Genomic DNA, 16921 nt, shown 5'->3' on the forward strand with positions numbered 1-16921 from the left:
ATGTGAAAGGAAAATATGTCAGAAGAAAGAGTAGAACCAAAACCGATTGATCTTGGTGAGTACAAGTTTGGTTTCCATGATGATGTCGAACCTGTCCTCTCAACAGGAAAAGGGCTGAATGAAGCGGTCATTCGTGAGCTTTCTGCAGCCAAGGATGAACCAGAATGGATGCTGGATTTCCGCCTCAAATCCTACGAGGCTTTCAAGAAGATGCCGATGCAGACTTGGGGTCCGGATTTGTCAGAAATTAATTTTGATGACTTGATTTATTACCAAAAGGCATCTGATAAGCCAGCTAGAAGCTGGGATGAAGTGCCTGAGAAGATCAAGGAAACCTTTGAGAAGATTGGGATCCCAGAAGCGGAGAGAGCCTACCTGGCTGGTGCGGCAGCCCAGTATGAGTCTGAAGTGGTTTACCATAATATGAAGGAAGAGTTCCAAAAGTTAGGAATAGTCTTTACAGATACCGACTCAGCTCTCAAGGAATATCCAGAACTCTTCAAGCAATATTTTGCTAAGCTGGTCCCTCCGACAGACAATAAGTTGGCAGCCCTCAATTCTGCTGTCTGGTCTGGTGGTACCTTCATCTATGTTCCAAAAGGTGTCAAAGTGGATATTCCGCTACAAACCTACTTCCGAATTAACAATGAAAATTCTGGTCAGTTTGAGCGAACTTTGATCATCGTCGATGAGGGTGCTAGTGTTCATTATGTTGAAGGGTGTACTGCTCCGACTTATTCTAGCAATAGCTTGCATGCAGCAATTGTCGAAATTTTTGCCCTAGATGGTGCCTATATGCGCTACACAACTATCCAAAACTGGTCAGATAATGTCTACAACCTCGTGACCAAGCGGGCTCGGGCCATGAAAGATGCGACAGTTGAGTGGATTGACGGGAATCTCGGTGCGAAAACGACTATGAAGTATCCGTCTGTCTATCTGGATGGACCTGGGGCGCGTGGAACAATGCTTTCCATTGCCTTTGCTAATACCAATCAGCACCAAGATACAGGTGCTAAGATGATCCACAATGCACCTCATACCAGCTCCTCTATCGTGTCTAAATCTATTGCTAAGGGCGGAGGTAAGGTAGACTACCGTGGTCAAGTAACCTTTGCTAAAAATTCCAAGAAATCTGTCAGCCATATCGAGTGTGATACGATTATCATGGATGATCTTTCGGCTTCGGATACCATTCCCTTTAATGAAATCCATAACTCTCAGGTGGCTCTGGAGCATGAGGCCAAGGTTTCTAAGATTTCTGAGGAGCAACTCTACTATCTCATGAGCCGTGGCTTGTCCGAATCCGAAGCAACAGAAATGATTGTCATGGGCTTTGTTGAGCCATTCACTAAAGAACTGCCTATGGAGTATGCTGTTGAGCTGAACCGCTTGATTAGCTACGAAATGGAAGGGTCGGTTGGATAAAAGCTGTGGAACAAAAGTAGATTATTTTAAAAATAAAGATGATTTCCTTTGTTTCCAAACTTAGGTTTAGAAGACTATTAAGGTCCTTTTGTAAAAGAATCTTTTGAATATGAAAAAGCCAGGCTGAGATAAAACTATCTCAGCCTTTTTTAGTGTGGATGAAGTGTGTGCTTTTAAAAATCAGCAGGGTGGGAATGAACGATTAAGCTAATAGAAATTGTTCATGTATTTCTTCTGGCTCTGTCTTGTGGTGGATTGAGCGACTAAGAAGTTCTAGTAGTTACTTTGTCCCCTTTAAGATTTGGTGATGTTTAAGTTGCAGTTTAGAATAAAATAAGAAGTGAAAACGTCGCTTCAATTGATTTTTTTATTCAAAAAACATCAGGAAGTTTTCCTTCCTGATGTTTCTATAATTTTTTATTAACGTATTCTACAAAGTTATTCCACCAGACTTTCAAGAAAAAGCCTTGCGCAACTTCCTTTTCCGTTTCCATTGTAATGCTGGGTTGTTCTTTTAAGTAGCCCTTTCCAATTAAATCAGTGTCTTTGTAGCTTAAAGTTCCGATTGGTGTATGTGCTGCGAGAGGAGCTTTGAACTCCTGTTTATTTTTTTTGAAAGTGACTTTTGGTTCTAGGTCGCTCCCAATTCTCTGGATAATATTCAAATTGTTTGATGCAATAGCCTTGATTTGATCTTCATTTCCGTTGATGATTGAAATGTGACTGTCTTCATAAGGGGTACCCTTTTCGGCTAATGTAGTTACTACGAAGTTATTGGCGATATAGTCCATGACGCTAGCAGTGGCTAGGAAAAGAGCTTTTATATCTTCTTCAGCATTTTCGACATTTAAAACGACTGTAATGAGTCTCATATCTCTTTCATTAGCAGAAGCGATGAAGGAGAGGCCACCTTGGTCGGAAATTCCGATCTTTAATCCATCCACCCCCTTGCGATAAGAAGGCATGTCTTTTAACATATAATTCGAACTATTGACTTCTAATCCGTCAAAGTTGAAGCTAGTTTTTTCGGTAATATTTAAAACTTGCGGATAATCTTTAATGAGATGATAAGATATAAGGGCCATATCATAGGCGCTTAGCTGATTTTCTTCATCTTTTTTGGAATTAGGATAGATATTATCTCCGAGATGAGAGTTGTTTAAACCAGTTGAATTGACAATTTTTGCATCAGAAATTCCCCATTCTTTTAGTTTGGCTTTCATAAGATCGACAAACTTTTTTTCGCTTCCAGAAATTTTTTCAGCTAGGGCGATGGTGGCGCTGTTAGCATTAGCGATAAGAGAAGCTTCTAACAATTCTTCTACAGAGTAGCTTCCTTTGTCTAGAGGGAGGTTGCTGATGTCGTAATTAGTTGTCAGCTTTAGTGCATATTCGGAAATCTCTACCTGGCTGTCCATGGTAATTTTTTCGGCTTTTATGGCGTCATAGACTAGATAAGCTGATAGAAGTTTGGTCAGACTTCCAATTGGTACAGGGCTAGTAGCTTCTTTTTCATAGAGAATTTTTCCAGTATTTAAGTCAAAAGCGATAGCATTTTTGGCGGCAACATCAAAATCATCTGCGGAAACAAGAGGACAAAAGCTGCAAAATAAACAAATAAATAAAAGTACTATAATTTTTTTCATATCTCTTCCTTTGAGTAGGGATAATCCTATTGTACCATAAAAATAGCTGTTGTAGAGGTTTGGATTCTTTGTGAAATGAGCATTATGAATAAATATACTTTGTGAATATGAACGTTTTTTTAATGATCTTTTTACATTATTTTTATTTTAAACAAAAAGACGAACAAAAGTGAATGTGTAGGCGCTTGTGGAACAAAAAACAATATAATGCTTAAAAATTTTTTAAAAAATACTTGTTTTTATAAAATAATAGAGTATAATAATACAAATAACATTAAAAGGAGATGCGACAATGAAACCAGTGAAAAAATTAGCTGTTTTAGGGCTAACGCTTGCTTCTGTTTTTACCTTAGCAGCATGTGGAAATTCTAACTCAGGGGCTTCAAAGACTTATTCTTATGTCTATTTAACAGACCCAGATACCTTGGATTATACAAATACTAATCGTTCAACTACATCTGATGTTATTGCAAACTTAGTGGATGGACTATTAGAAAATGATAAATACGGAAATCTTGTGCCATCTCTGGCAGAAGATTGGACAGTATCGAAAGATGGTTTGACTTATACATATAAGCTTCGGAAGGGTGCTAAATGGTATACTTCTGAAGGTGAAGAATATGCAGAAGTCAAAGCGCAGGACTTTGTTACTGGTTTGAAGCACGCGGCTGACAGCAATTCAGATGCGCTTCCAATTGTTCAAAACTCTATCAAAGGTTTGGATGCTTATGTAAAAGGTGAAAGTAAGGATTTCTCAACAGTTGGAGTTAAGGCAATTGACGATTATACAGTCCAATATACACTCAATCAGCCAGAAAGTTATTGGAATTCTAAAACCACAATGGGTATTCTCTTCCCAATTAACGAAGAATTTTTAAAATCATCTGGTAAAGATTTCGGTACTGTAAAACCTTCAGGAATTCTCTATAACGGTCCATATTTCCTGAAGTCCTTCACATCTAAATCATCTATTGAATATACAAAAAATGACAACTATTGGGATAAAGGCAACGTGAAAATTTCAGACGTCAAGTTGACTTACTTTGATGGTTCTGATCAAGAGGCGCTTGTTCGTAACTTTAAAGATGGTACATACACACAAGCTCGTTTGTATCCAAATAGTTCAAGTTATGCTTCAGTGCAAAAACAATACAAAGACAATATTGTATACTCTCCTCAAGATGCAACATCATTCTTTTACGCCTTTAACTACAACCGTAAAGCCTACAATTTTACAGCCAAGACAACAGATGCTCAAAAGACATCTACAACAGCTGCTCTCTTAAATAAAGATTTCCGTCAGGCTATCAACTTCGCTTTCAATCGGACAGTTTATGGAGCTCAGCAAAACGGTCAAGAGGGAGCAACTAGCTCACTTAGAAATAGCTTAGTACCGCCAACATTCGTTCAGATTGGTGAAAAGAACTTCGGAGACATAGTTGAAAAAGATTTGGTGAGCTATGGTGATGAGTGGAAGGGTGTTAAGTTGGACGATGCTCAGGATGGACTCTTTAATGTTGAGAAAGCTAAGGCAGAATTTGCCAAAGCAAAAGAAGCTCTCCAAGCACAAGGTGTTGAATTCCCAATTCACTTAGATCTTCCTGTTGAACAAACAAACAACCTCTTGGTACAGCAGGCTAATTCATTTAAACAATCAGTTGAAGAAGCCCTTGGTAAAGATAATGTTGTTATTGATGTACAGCAAATGTCTACAGAAAATAAAAATAATGTAACGTACTTTGCGGAGACTGCGGCTCAAAAAGACTACGATATCAACATTGCTGGTTGGGGTCCTGACTTCCAAGATCCATCAACTTATTTGAATATTTTTGATCCAGATAAAGGAGATATGCTCCAAAATATCGGTTTGGAAAAAGGACAAAATGCTGATTTAGCAGACAAACTGGGCTTGAACGAATTTAAGAAATTAAATGAAGATGCAGATTCTGAAAAACAAGATACAACTGCTCGCTATACAAAATATGCAGCAGCTCAAGCTTGGTTAACAGATAGCTCTTTGGTCATTCCGATTCAATCAAACGGTGGTAGTCCGCTTGTTATGAAGGCAGTTCCGTTCACAAAACCTTACTCTCTGGTTGGTATCAAAGGTGATGTTTACGTCTTTAAGTACAGAGAAGTTCAAAATGACATTGTAACGGCGAAAGACTACAAAGCCGCTGAGAAAAAATGGAAGAAAGAAAAAGAAAAATCAAATGCCAAAACTCAAGAAGAATTGGCTGATCATGTTAAATAGACCTAAGGCTCTACATCTTTGTGATGTAGAGTTTTTTGCTCATATGTAATGTTTTCTGACATAAAAAATGAAAAAATGGTCAATTTTTACTTAAAACGATTTATTTTTTCAGGGAAATAGGGTATAATGGACAAAATGGTAAAAAACTAGAGTGATATTTCAGAGAAAACCTCTCATGGATGATTTGAATATCTCTTATTTTGAAAGGAGTATTTCATGAATAAGAAAAAAAGATTTGTTGGAGTTGGACTTGCAGTTTTATCTTCTGTGATTTTAGCTGCTTGTAGTTCAACAGCATCTAATACAAAGGTGTATTCTTATGTATATAGTAATGATCCAGATTCTTTGGACTATGTAGTTGCTAATCGTGCTACCACTTCAGATGTGACTGGAAATCTGATTGATGGTTTGCTTGAAAATGATAAGTATGGGAATTTGATTCCTTCTCTTGCTGAAGATTGGACCGTATCTAAGGATGGTTTGACCTATACTTACAAGCTTCGAAAAGATGCTAAGTGGTATACCTCAGATGGCGAAGAGTATGCTGAGGTAAAAGCTCAAGATTTTGTGACAGGATTGAAGCACGCAGCTGATGGCAAATCTGAAGCTCTTTATCTTGTCCAAAATTCTATCAAAGGATTGGATGCTTATATCAAAGGAGAAACTAAAGACTTTTCAACTGTAGGTGTAAAAGCGCTGGATGATTATACAGTGCAGTATACTTTGAATAAACCAGAAAGTTACTGGAATTCGAAGACGACTAGTGGTATTTTATTCCCAATAAATGCTGATTTCTTAGCTTCCCAAGGAAGTAGTTTTGGCTCAGCTAAACCGTCTAGTATTTTGTACAATGGTCCTTATATTTTGAAGTCTTTAACGGCAAAATCTTCTATTGAATATAAGAAAAACGAAAATTATTGGGATAAAGAAAATGTTCCCATTGAAGATGTAAAACTATCTTATTATGATGGATCCGATCAAGAATCCTTAGTTCGTAATTTTAGCGATGGTGCTTATACCCTGGCTCGTGTATTCCCAAATAGTTCAAACTATGCCTCTGTTAAAAAGAAATATGCGGATAATATTACTTATTCTCAACAAGGTGGAACTTCATTTTTCTATGTCTTTAATGTAAATCGTCAGTCTTATAACCATACTTCTAAGAAAGATGACAAGCAAAAATCAGATACCAAGGCTGCTATTTTAAACAAAGATTTCCGTCAGGCAATCGGTTTTGCTTTTGACCGAAAAGCTTATGCAGCTCAAACGAATGGCGAAGACGGAGCATCAATGGTCTTGCGCAATCTTGCAGTACCACCGACATTTGTGCAGATTAGGGATCGGAATTTTGGAGATGTCGTGAAAGAAAAACTAGCGAGCTACGGTCAAGAGTGGTCTGATGTCAAGTTAGAGGATGCCCAAGACGGTCTATATAATGCTGAAAAAGCTAAAACAGAGTTTGCAAAAGCTAAAGAAGCACTGCAGGCTCAAGGTGTGAATTTCCCAATTCATCTAGATTTGCCAGTGAGTCAGTCTGATAAGGCTGGAATTCAACAAGCTAGTTCCTTTAAGCAGTCTGTTGAGTCAGCTCTAGGAAAAGATAATGTAGTAGTTGATCTCCAGCAAATGTCCGAAGATGACTTTAATAATACGGGTTATTTCGCCAACTCGGCTGCTCAAAAAGATTATGATCTTTCAACCAGTGGTTGGACTCCTGATTATCAAGATCCTTCTACGTATTTAGATGTTTTTGATCCTACAAATGGTGGATTGCTACAAGCGATTGGAATTGAACCGGGTCAAAATCAAGATGTTGTGTCAGCTCTAGGATTAAATGATTATAAAGCTCTGAATGACGATGCAAATAAGGAAACGTCTGATACGAGCGTGCGTTATGAAAAATATGCAAATTCTCAAGCTTGGTTGACAGATAGTGGATTGACCCTTCCAAGCATCTCAAACGGTGCCAATCCGCTAGTTCAAAAATCAGTTCCATTTACTAGAGCTTACTCTTGGATTGGAAGCAAGGGGACTGCTACAAATTATAAATACATGCAGCTTCAAGAGGATGTTTTGACAACTAAGGATTATGAGAAGGCATTTAAAACCTGGATGAAAGAAAAAGAATCATCTAATGAAAAAGCTCAAAAAGAGTTAGAAAAACATGTAAAATAAAAACAACTCTAACGAGGAGGCGAAATAGCTTTCTCGTTTTTTGTAAGCTTGAGATTATCAGGTCTTAAGTGTTGGCTTTGCTTAGTTTGATCAGCTCTTTTGGCTGATTTTACAGACAACCTCCAATATGCTATAACCAGCTATAAAAAATAATTATAACAATATAGATTTTTTTTGATAAAAAGGTTTTCATTTCTATTTGAGAAGTGTTATAATCTAAGATAAATCTAACCTAAATAGGAGAATCTTATGAAAAAACGTAATGTTTTAGCCATGGCAGGTGTTACTTTACTTGCTGTTGGAGTCTTAGCTGCCTGCTCTAGTTCTAAGTCTGGATCATCAAACACAAATACTAATTTTACTTATGTTTATCAAACAGACCCGGAAACTTTGGACTATACCTTATCAAATAAGACCTCTACCCATGACATCACATCTAATGTCATTGACGGTTTGTTGGAAAATGACCAATATGGTAACCTTGTTCCTTCTATCGCGGAGGACTGGAGTGTATCTAAGGATGGCCTGACTTACACCTACAAATTGCGTAAGAACGCAAAATGGTACACATCTGATGGTGAAGAGTACGCAGATGTGACTGCTAAGGACTTTGTGACAGGTTTGAAACATGCTGTAGATAAGAAGTCAGAAGCTCTTTATATGGTAGAAAATTCTATCAAAGGATTGGCTGCTTATGCAAAAGGGGAAACAAAGGACTTCTCAACGGTAGGAATTAAAGCTGTTGATGATCATACTTTACAATTCACCTTGGAACACCCAGAAAGCTTCTGGAATTCTAAATTAACAATGGGTGTCCTATTCCCTGTTAATGAAGAGTTTTTGAAATCTAAAGGTGACAAGTTCGGTCAAGCTACAGATCCATCAAGTATCCTTTATAATGGTCCGTTCTTGTTGAAAAGCGTAACTTCGAAGTCTTCTATCGAGTTTGCGAAAAATCCAAACTATTGGGATAAAGATAATGTTCATGTAGACAATGTTAAATTAGCTTTTTATGATGGGCAAGACCAAGAATCTCTAATTCGTGGTTTTAAAGACGGTTCTTATAGTAAGGCGCGTGTTTATCCTCGTAGTTCAAACTATGCGTCTGTAGAGAAAGAATATAAAGACAATATTATCTTTAGCCCTCAAGGATCATCCTCCTTTGTAGTTTTCACAAACATTGATCGCCAAAGTTACAACCATACCTCTAAATCGACAGATGCACAAAAAACATCTACCAAAAAAGCTATCTTAAACAAAGACTTCCGTCAAGCTTTGAACTTTGCTTATGACCGTAAGGCCTATTCTGACCAAGTGAACGGTGAAGAAGGAGCTCTTAAATCTGTTCGTAATCTCTATGTCCCACCAACATTTGTTCAAGTTGGTGATAAGAATTTTGGAGATGTTGTAAAAGAAGATGTTGTTAAATACGGCGATGAGTGGAAAGATGTTGATTTCTCAGATGCGACTAACGGTCTCTACAATCCAGAGAAAGCCAAAGCGGAATTCGCCAAAGCAAAAGAAGCCCTTCAAGCAGAAGGTGTAGAATTCCCAATTCATCTGGATATTCCAGCGATCCAAACCAACACTCTTGGCGTTAAACGTGTTCAATCAATGAAACAGTCTATTGAAAAGAGTTTAGGGACAGACAACGTTGTAGTTGATATTCAAATGCTATCTCAAGAAGATGTTCAAAACATCACTTACTACGCTCCAAATGCAGCTGCTTTGGATTGGGATATCACAGACCAGCTTGGTTGGACTCCTGATTTCCAAGATCCATCATCCTACTTAGAGATTCTACACCCAGAAACAGGTGATAATACTAAGTCTTTCCTTGGATTTGAAGCTGGTAGTGGAAATGCTGCTGCTAAACAAATCGGTATGGATGAATTTGGAAAATTATTGGATGAAGCTGCTGCTGAAAAGACAGATACAACGAAACGCTACGAAAAATATGCAGCTGCACAAGCGTGGTTGACAGATAGTTCAATTCTACTCCCAAGTGGTTCTAACGGTGGTGGAGCAGGCGTTACTAAAGTTGTTCCATTCACGACTCCATTTGGTTGGACTGGTAACAAATCGGATGGATCTGTTCTCTACAAATACATTAAGCTTCAAGATAAACCAGTAACGAAGAAAGAGTATCAAGAAGCTGAGAAGAAATGGATTAAAGAAAAAGAAGAATCTAACAAAAAAGCTCAAGAAGAACTTGAGAAGCATATAAAATAATCCATAAATCCCCCTATCTCAATGAGAGATAGGGGTGTTTTAGTAATTAAGTGAGAAGAAGGATAGTTGTTTTTTAAGAACGAAAAGAGGATAATAAGACCCGTTGTTTTTGGAATCGCCAATATTTCACATGTTGAATATCCTATAGGGAGCCATTGTGTTTGTGGGCTATGTAGGTCAATATCACAAAATATTCTGACAATTCTGGTTTACATTTAAATTATTATGTGATATAATCTTAGACAAAACTAAATTTGAAATTGAAATGGAGAATATAGATGAAGAAAGGTAAAATCCTTGCACTTGCGGGAGTTGCTCTCTTAGCTACTGGTGTTCTTGCAGCGTGCTCAAATTCTACATCAAACTCATCAAACTCATCAAGCTCTGGCGCAGATCAAGCTTTTAACTATATCTACGAAGTTGATCCAGAAAACTTGAATTATTTGATCTCTAGTAAAGCAGCAACAACTGACCTTACAGCTAACTTGATCGATGGTCTTTTGGAAAATGACAACTATGGAAACTTGGTTCCATCGATGGCTGAAGATTGGACAGTGTCTAAGGATGGCTTGACTTATACTTATAAACTTCGTAAGGATGCTAAATGGTATACTTCTGATGGTGAAGAATATGCTGATGTCAAGGCCCAAGACTTTGTGGCAGGTCTAAAGTACGCTGCTGACAACAAGTCTGAAACTCTTTATCTTGTTCAAAGTTCTATCAAGGGCTTGGATGACTACGTTAATGGTAAAACAAAGGATTTCTCATCAGTTGGTGTTAAAGCAGTTGATGACCACACAGTTCAGTATACTTTAAATGAGCCAGAAAGTTTCTGGAACTCTAAAACAACAATGGGTATCCTTTATCCAGTCAATGAAGAGTTCTTGAAGTCTAAAGGTGACAAGTTTGCTCAAGCTGCTGACCCAACTAGTCTTCTATACAACGGGCCATTCCTGCTTAAATCTATCACATCAAAATCATCTATTGAATTTGCTAAAAATCCAAATTATTGGGATAAAGATAATGTCCATGTGAGCGATGTTAAATTAACATACTTTGACGGGCAAGATCAAGGTAAACCAGCTGAGCAATTTGCTAAAGGTGCTCTAAGTGCGGCTAGACTGGCTCCTACAAGTGCTACCTTCTCTAAAGTAGAAAAAGAATTCAAAGATAATATCGTTTATACTCCTCAAGATTCTTCAAGCTATTTAGTTGGGGTGAACATTGATCGTCAAGCGTACAATCACACAGCTAAGTCAAGTGATGCACAAAAATCATCAACAAAGAAAGCTTTGATGAATAAAGATTTCCGTCAAGCTTTGAGTTTTGCATTCGACAGAACGGCTTATGCTTCACAAGTTAATGGTAAAGAAGGGGCTACGAAAATGCTCCGCAATCTCTACATTCCACCTACTTTTGTTCAGGCAGATGGTAAGAGCTTCGGTGAACTTGTGAAAGAAAAAGTGGCTAGCTATGGAGATGAGTGGAAAGATGTAAACTTCGATGATGCTCAAGATGGTCTTTACAATAAAGAAAAAGCTAAAGCTGAATTTGCGAAAGCTAAAAAAGCTCTCCAAGAAGAAGGTGTAGAATTCCCTATTCATTTGGATATGCCAGTAGACCAAACTGCTAGTGCTAAAGTTCAGCGTGTTCAATCTTTGAAACAATCAATTGAGAGCTCGCTTGGGACAGACAATGTGGTTGTTGACATTCATCAAATGAAGACTGATGATGTTTTGAACATCACATATTATGCTGCTTCAGCTGCTGAAGAAGACTGGGACATTTCTGATAATGTTGGTTGGTCTCCTGACTATCAAGACCCATCGACTTATCTTGAAATTATCAAGCCTGGCGGTGAAAACACCAAAACATTCTTAGGGTTTGATGGTAAAGAAAATGCAGCTGCAGACCAAGTTGGTTTGAAGGAGTATGCTAAGCTAGTTGATGAAGCTGCCGCTGAAAAGACAGATGTAAATAAACGCTATGAAAAATATGCAGCCGCTCAAGCATGGCTAACAGATAGCGCCTTGTTGATACCAACAACAAGTAGGACTGGACGTCCAGTTTTAACTAAGATTGTACCATTTACAGCTCCTTTTGCTTGGTCTGGTGCTAAAGGTCGTGACATGGCAAGTTACAAATATCTGAAATTACAAGATAAAGCTGTCACAGCCAAAGAATATCAGAAAGCTCAAGAAAAATGGAATAAAGAACGTGCAGAATCTAATAAAAAAGCACAAGAAGAGTTAGAAAAACACGTGAAATAACCAATCATTAGAACTTTCTCTAAAAGGAGAGAAAGTTCTTTTGGGATTTTAAAGGAAACGATAAATGAAGAAATATATATTTATGCGTATCTTACGCTCCCTGGTGTCGATTTTCTTAGTAACGGCTTTGACCTATACCATTATTTATACTATGGTGCCAAGAAAATTGATTTTTAAACAGGACCCTAACTATAACAAGATAGCAACCACAAAAGATAAAAAAGCCAATTACGAAAACACAATCTATGAACGTATGGGCTATGTGGATTATTATGATACGAAAGAGTTACAGGAGAAAGCTAGCAAGGAAGATAGCTCTGTAACTGTTGAAGGAACTGATGCAAACAAAAAAATCTACGAAGCTTATATCAAAAAATTAGGTAATGGCTGGAAGCTTCACCAATTTGAAGAAAGCAAGCAGTTTTATGCTGTTCGTGAGGTGCCAGTTCTTGAACGTGTTCTTGGCTTCTACGGGAATTTGATTCAATTTGACCATACTGGTTTTGTCAAAGATGAAACGAATCCAAAACTTAAACGTTATATTCGTATTGAAAACGACCCTGCTATTGGTTGGTCTGTAGTTGGATCAGGGACTAAGCATAAATATTTACTATACTTTAATGCTCAATTTCCGTTTGTTCATCAAAATTTTGTGACCTTGAACTTAGGAAATTCTTACCCAACTTATGCAAATATTCCTGTGTTACAGGTTATTTCACAAGGGCAAGGACAAACTAAATCATCTGAGGTTCAATTCCCTACAGGAAAGAAAACTTCATCAGTTAATATCTATTCACGTACTTACAAGTCACCAAGTAAAGCTGATTCGCGAGATATTGCAAACTATGGAAAAGATGATCCATATACAGCTACAGAGAGCAACTATCAATATCCATCCATGCTTGTTAGCTCAGCAATTATTGGTTTGATTGGTATTGCGATCTCTTATCTGATTGCTGTCCCATTAGGATCTTACATGGCTCGCTTCAAAAACACTTGGATTGATAGTTCATTAACAGGTCTCTTGACCTTCCTTTTGGCCCTGCCAACAATTGCCTTAGTTTATATTATTCGCTTAGGTGGTTCTTCGGTTGGTCTTCCAGATTCTTTCCCAGTTCTTGGTGCAGGAGACTGGCGTTCGTATGTTCTTCCGGCAGTTATTCTGGGACTTTTGGGGGCGCCAAGCACAGCTATCTGGATTCGTCGTTATATGATCGACTTGCAATCCCAAGACTTTGTACGTTTTGCCCGGGCTAAAGGATTATCTGAAAAAGAAATTTCAAATAAACACATTTTCAAAAATGCCATGGTTCCATTGGTATCAGGAATTCCAGGAGCCGTTATCGGAGTTATTCAAGGGGCAACCTTGACAGAGACTGTCTTCGCCTTCCCTGGTATGGGTAAAATGTTGATCGACTCAGTTAAAGCTTCAAATAATTCTATGGTAGTCGGCTTGGTCTTCATTTTCACTGGTTTATCAGTCTTTGCCTTACTCTTAGGTGATATTTTGATGACAATGCTTGACCCACGTATTAAATTAACAACAAAAGGAGGTAAATAATGGCTTCTATTGATAAAAATAAATTCCAATTTGTCAAACGCGATGATTTTGCCTCTGAAGCAATTGATGCTCCAGCTTATTCGTATTGGAGATCTGTTATTCGCCAATTTCTGAAGAAGAAATCTACCATTATTATGTTGGCGATTTTGCTAACCATTATTTTAATGAGTTTTATTTACCCGATGTTGTCTGATTTTGATTATAACGATGTAAGTAAAGTTAATGATTTTAGTGCTCGTTATATTGCGCCAAATGGAAAATATTGGTTTGGTACAGATAGCAATGGTAAATCTCTCTTTGATGGAGTGTGGTTTGGTGCTCGTAATTCTATCTTGATTTCCGTTATTGCGACAGCCATTAACTTGATCATTGGGATTGTTGTTGGTGGTATTTGGGGGATTTCTAAATCTGTTGACCGCGTTATGATGGAAGTTTATAATGTCATCTCAAATATTCCGCAATTGTTGATCGTTATTGTTTTGACTTATTCAATCGGGGCCGGATTCTGGAATCTAATCTTTGCCATGACAATTACTTCATGGATTTCGATTGCTTACTTAATTCGTGTACAAATCATGCGGTATCGTGATTTAGAGTACAACCTTGCCAGCCGTACTTTGGGAACGTCTACTTTTAAAATTGTTGCTCGAAACATTATGCCACAACTGGTATCTGTGATCATGACAACTAGCTCTCAAATGCTGCCAAGCTTTATCTCTTATGAAGCCTTCCTTTCTTTCTTTGGTTTGGGGCTTCCAGTAACTGTGCCAAGTTTAGGGCGTTTGATTTCTGACTATTCACAAAACGTTACAACCAATGCTTACCTTTTCTGGATTCCGTTGACAACCTTGATTTTGGTATCCTTGTCCCTTTTCATCGTCGGACAAAATTTAGCGGATGCTAGTGATCCACGTACACATAGATAGGAGTAAATATGATACAAAATAAAAATGTAATATTGACTGCTCGCGATATTGTCGTGGAATTTGACGTTCGTGATAAAGTCCTGACAGCCATTCGAGGTGTATCCCTTGATTTGGTTGAAGGAGAAGTATTAGCTTTGGTAGGAGAATCAGGATCAGGTAAGTCTGTGTTGACTAAAACATTCACTGGGATGTTGGAAGATAATGGGCGCGTTGCGCAAGGTGTTATTAACTACCGTGGTCAAGATTTGACAACTTTAAAATCAAATAAAGATTGGGAAAAAATTCGTGGTGCTAAGATCGCTACGATTTTCCAAGATCCTATGACTAGTTTGGATCCAATCAATACAATAGGAAGTCAAATTACTGAGGTTATTATCAAACACCAAGGCAAAGATGCAAAAGAAGCCAAAGAAATGGCAATCGACTATATGAAAAAAGTTGGAATACCTGATGCAGAACGTCGGTTTGAAGAGTATCCTTTCCAATATTCTGGGGGAATGCGCCAACGTATTGTTATCGCGATTGCTCTTGCCTGTCGTCCAGATATTCTAATTTGTGATGAGCCAACAACAGCTTTAGATGTGACAATTCAAGCACAAATTATCGAACTTCTAAAATCATTGCAGAACGAATACCGCTTTACAACTATATTTATCACTCATGACTTGGGTGTTGTTGCTAGCATTGCCGATAAAGTAGCGGTTATGTATGCTGGTGAGATTGTTGAATACGGAACAGTTGAAGAAATCTTTTATGATCCACGCCATCCTTATACCTGGAGCTTGTTATCTAGCTTGCCACAGTTGGCCAATGATCATGGTGAACTCTTCTCTATCCCAGGAACTCCTCCGTCTCTTTATACCGAGTTGAAAGGTGATGCCTTTGCTCTTCGTTCGGATTACGCTATGCAAATTGATTTCGAAGAAAAAGCACCACAATTCCAAGTTACAGAAACTCATTGGGCTAAAACTTGGTTGCTTCATGAAGATGCACCAAAGGTTCACAAGCCTGAAATTATTGAAAATTTACATGATAAAATTCGCTTGAATATGGGCTTTGCTCATTTAGAAGGCTAGGAGGAAGGAAATGTCTGAAAAATTAGTAGAAGTTAAAGATTTGGAGATTTCCTTTGGTGAAGGGAAGAAGAAATTTGTAGCTGTTAAAAATGCAAATTTCTTTATTAATAGAGGAGAAACTTTCTCACTCGTAGGTGAATCCGGCTCAGGGAAAACTACAATCGGTCGCGCAATCATTGGTTTGAATGAGACGAGTAAAGGTGAAATCTTCTTTGATGGAAAGCAGATTAATGGGAAGAAATCTAAAAAAGAATCTGCGGAGATTATTCGTAAGATTCAAATGATTTTCCAGGATCCTGCGGCAAGCTTAAATGAGCGTGCAACAGTTGACTATATCATTTCTGAGGGCTTGTACAACTATCATTTGTTTGAAAATGAAGAAGAAAGAGTTCAAAAGGTCAAAGATATTATTCATGAAGTTGGATTGCTTTCCGAACATTTGACACGTTATCCGCATGAATTCTCAGGTGGGCAACGTCAACGCATTGGGATAGCGCGGGCTCTAGTCATGCAACCAGATTTTGTTATTGCTGACGAACCAATTTCAGCTTTAGATGTATCTGTTCGTGCTCAAGTCCTAAACCTTCTAAAGAAATTCCAAAAAGAGTTGGGGTTAACCTATCTATTCATCGCTCACGATTTGTCAGTGGTACGCTTCATTTCGGATCGTATCGCAGTTATCTATAAAGGTGTTATTGTTGAAGTTGCTGAAACAGAAGAGCTCTTTAACAATCCAATTCATCCTTATACCAAATCGTTATTATCAGCTGTTCCAATTCCAGATCCAATCTTGGAGCGTAAAAAAGTACTTAAAGTCTACGATCCGGATCAACATGACTATTCAGTTGAAAAACCTGAAATGGTTGAAATTAAACCTGGCCACTTTGTTTGGGCTAACAAAACTGAAGTAGAGAACTATAAAAAAGAACTCTAATATCTAAAAACAAATCATTCTTGAAGATGATTTGTTTTTTTACTAAAAAACACACCAAAAAGTATGTGAAAAGCAATTTTTAATTCATTATAAAAATAAATTAGTTACAAACACACGCCAATGTCCGCAAAAGCTTAGTTCTTTGATAGATTAATAGATGAGGATAAAACCTCTAAAACCAAAAGAAAGGACAAGTCAATGAAATTTGAGGAGGTATACAAACAAGTTGAAGGGATAGTCAAGCGCTGTTATAAAGATTATTATCTGCACTTATGGGAGTATGCAGATTGGAGGCAGGAAGGAATGTTGGTGTTGTACGAATTATTAAAAAGTCATCCCAACCTACTGGAAGATCATCCACGCCTGTACCGTTACTTCAAGACCAAGTTTCGGAACAGAATTCATGATTTGATTCGCCG

General features: G+C 37.8%; 10 protein-coding genes and 1 pseudogene. 10 read left to right on the forward strand and 1 reads right to left on the reverse strand.

Annotated elements, in window-relative coordinates; genetic code table 11:
- Positions 1 to 15: 15 nt before the first annotated feature.
- Complete coding sequence (sufB, locus tag HMPREF0847_RS07005; RefSeq protein ID WP_008809630.1) at positions 16 to 1428, forward strand: Fe-S cluster assembly protein SufB; 1413 nt, start codon at positions 16 to 18, stop codon at positions 1426 to 1428.
- Positions 1429 to 1835: 407 nt separating this feature from the next.
- On the opposite strand, the gene pbp3 is transcribed toward sufB, so the two are convergent.
- Positions 1836 to 3074, reverse strand: a complete 1239-nt coding sequence (pbp3, locus tag HMPREF0847_RS07010; protein ID WP_008809629.1) for a D-alanyl-D-alanine carboxypeptidase PBP3 — start codon at positions 3072 to 3074, stop codon at positions 1836 to 1838.
- A gap of 292 nt (positions 3075 to 3366) precedes the next feature.
- Here pbp3 and HMPREF0847_RS07015 point away from each other — a divergent pair, with 292 nt between their 5' ends.
- The 9 genes and pseudogenes from HMPREF0847_RS07015 to HMPREF0847_RS11580 all read left to right on the forward strand — a co-directional run.
- The gene (locus HMPREF0847_RS07015; protein WP_008809628.1) at positions 3367 to 5328 is read left to right on the forward strand and encodes a peptide ABC transporter substrate-binding protein; all 1962 of its coding nucleotides are present in this window, start codon (positions 3367 to 3369) and stop codon (positions 5326 to 5328) included.
- Between the two features lie 216 nt (positions 5329 to 5544).
- On the forward strand, positions 5545 to 7503 hold the full coding sequence (locus HMPREF0847_RS07020; RefSeq protein ID WP_008809627.1) for a peptide ABC transporter substrate-binding protein: 1959 nt from the start codon (positions 5545 to 5547) through the stop codon (positions 7501 to 7503).
- A gap of 249 nt (positions 7504 to 7752) precedes the next feature.
- A complete protein-coding gene (locus tag HMPREF0847_RS07025; protein WP_008809626.1) occupies positions 7753 to 9735 on the forward strand; it encodes a peptide ABC transporter substrate-binding protein in 1983 nt (660 codons plus the stop codon).
- A 278-nt stretch (positions 9736 to 10013) separates the two neighbouring features.
- Positions 10014 to 12005, forward strand: coding sequence for a peptide ABC transporter substrate-binding protein (locus tag HMPREF0847_RS07030; protein ID WP_008809625.1), 1992 nt, complete (start codon positions 10014 to 10016; stop codon positions 12003 to 12005).
- Positions 12006 to 12069: 64 nt separating this feature from the next.
- Complete coding sequence (locus HMPREF0847_RS07035) at positions 12070 to 13566, forward strand: ABC transporter permease (protein ID WP_008809624.1); 1497 nt, start codon at positions 12070 to 12072, stop codon at positions 13564 to 13566.
- A complete protein-coding gene (gene oppC / locus HMPREF0847_RS07040; RefSeq protein WP_008809623.1) occupies positions 13566 to 14492 on the forward strand; it encodes an oligopeptide ABC transporter permease OppC in 927 nt (308 codons plus the stop codon). The genes HMPREF0847_RS07035 and oppC overlap by 1 nt, the downstream gene beginning before the upstream one ends.
- An 8-nt stretch (positions 14493 to 14500) precedes the next feature.
- A complete protein-coding gene (locus HMPREF0847_RS07045; RefSeq protein ID WP_008809622.1) occupies positions 14501 to 15568 on the forward strand; it encodes an ABC transporter ATP-binding protein in 1068 nt (355 codons plus the stop codon).
- A 10-nt stretch (positions 15569 to 15578) separates the two neighbouring features.
- Entirely contained in the window at positions 15579 to 16502 is a 924-nt protein-coding gene (locus tag HMPREF0847_RS07050; protein ID WP_008809621.1) for an ATP-binding cassette domain-containing protein, read from the forward strand.
- A 198-nt stretch (positions 16503 to 16700) separates the two neighbouring features.
- Positions 16701 to 16921 (forward strand): annotated as a pseudogene (locus tag HMPREF0847_RS11580) (sigma-70 family RNA polymerase sigma factor); the annotation flags it as partial.

The organism is Streptococcus sp. 2_1_36FAA (assembly GCF_000161955.2).
Taxonomy (GTDB): Bacteria; Bacillota; Bacilli; order Lactobacillales; family Streptococcaceae; genus Streptococcus; species Streptococcus gordonii.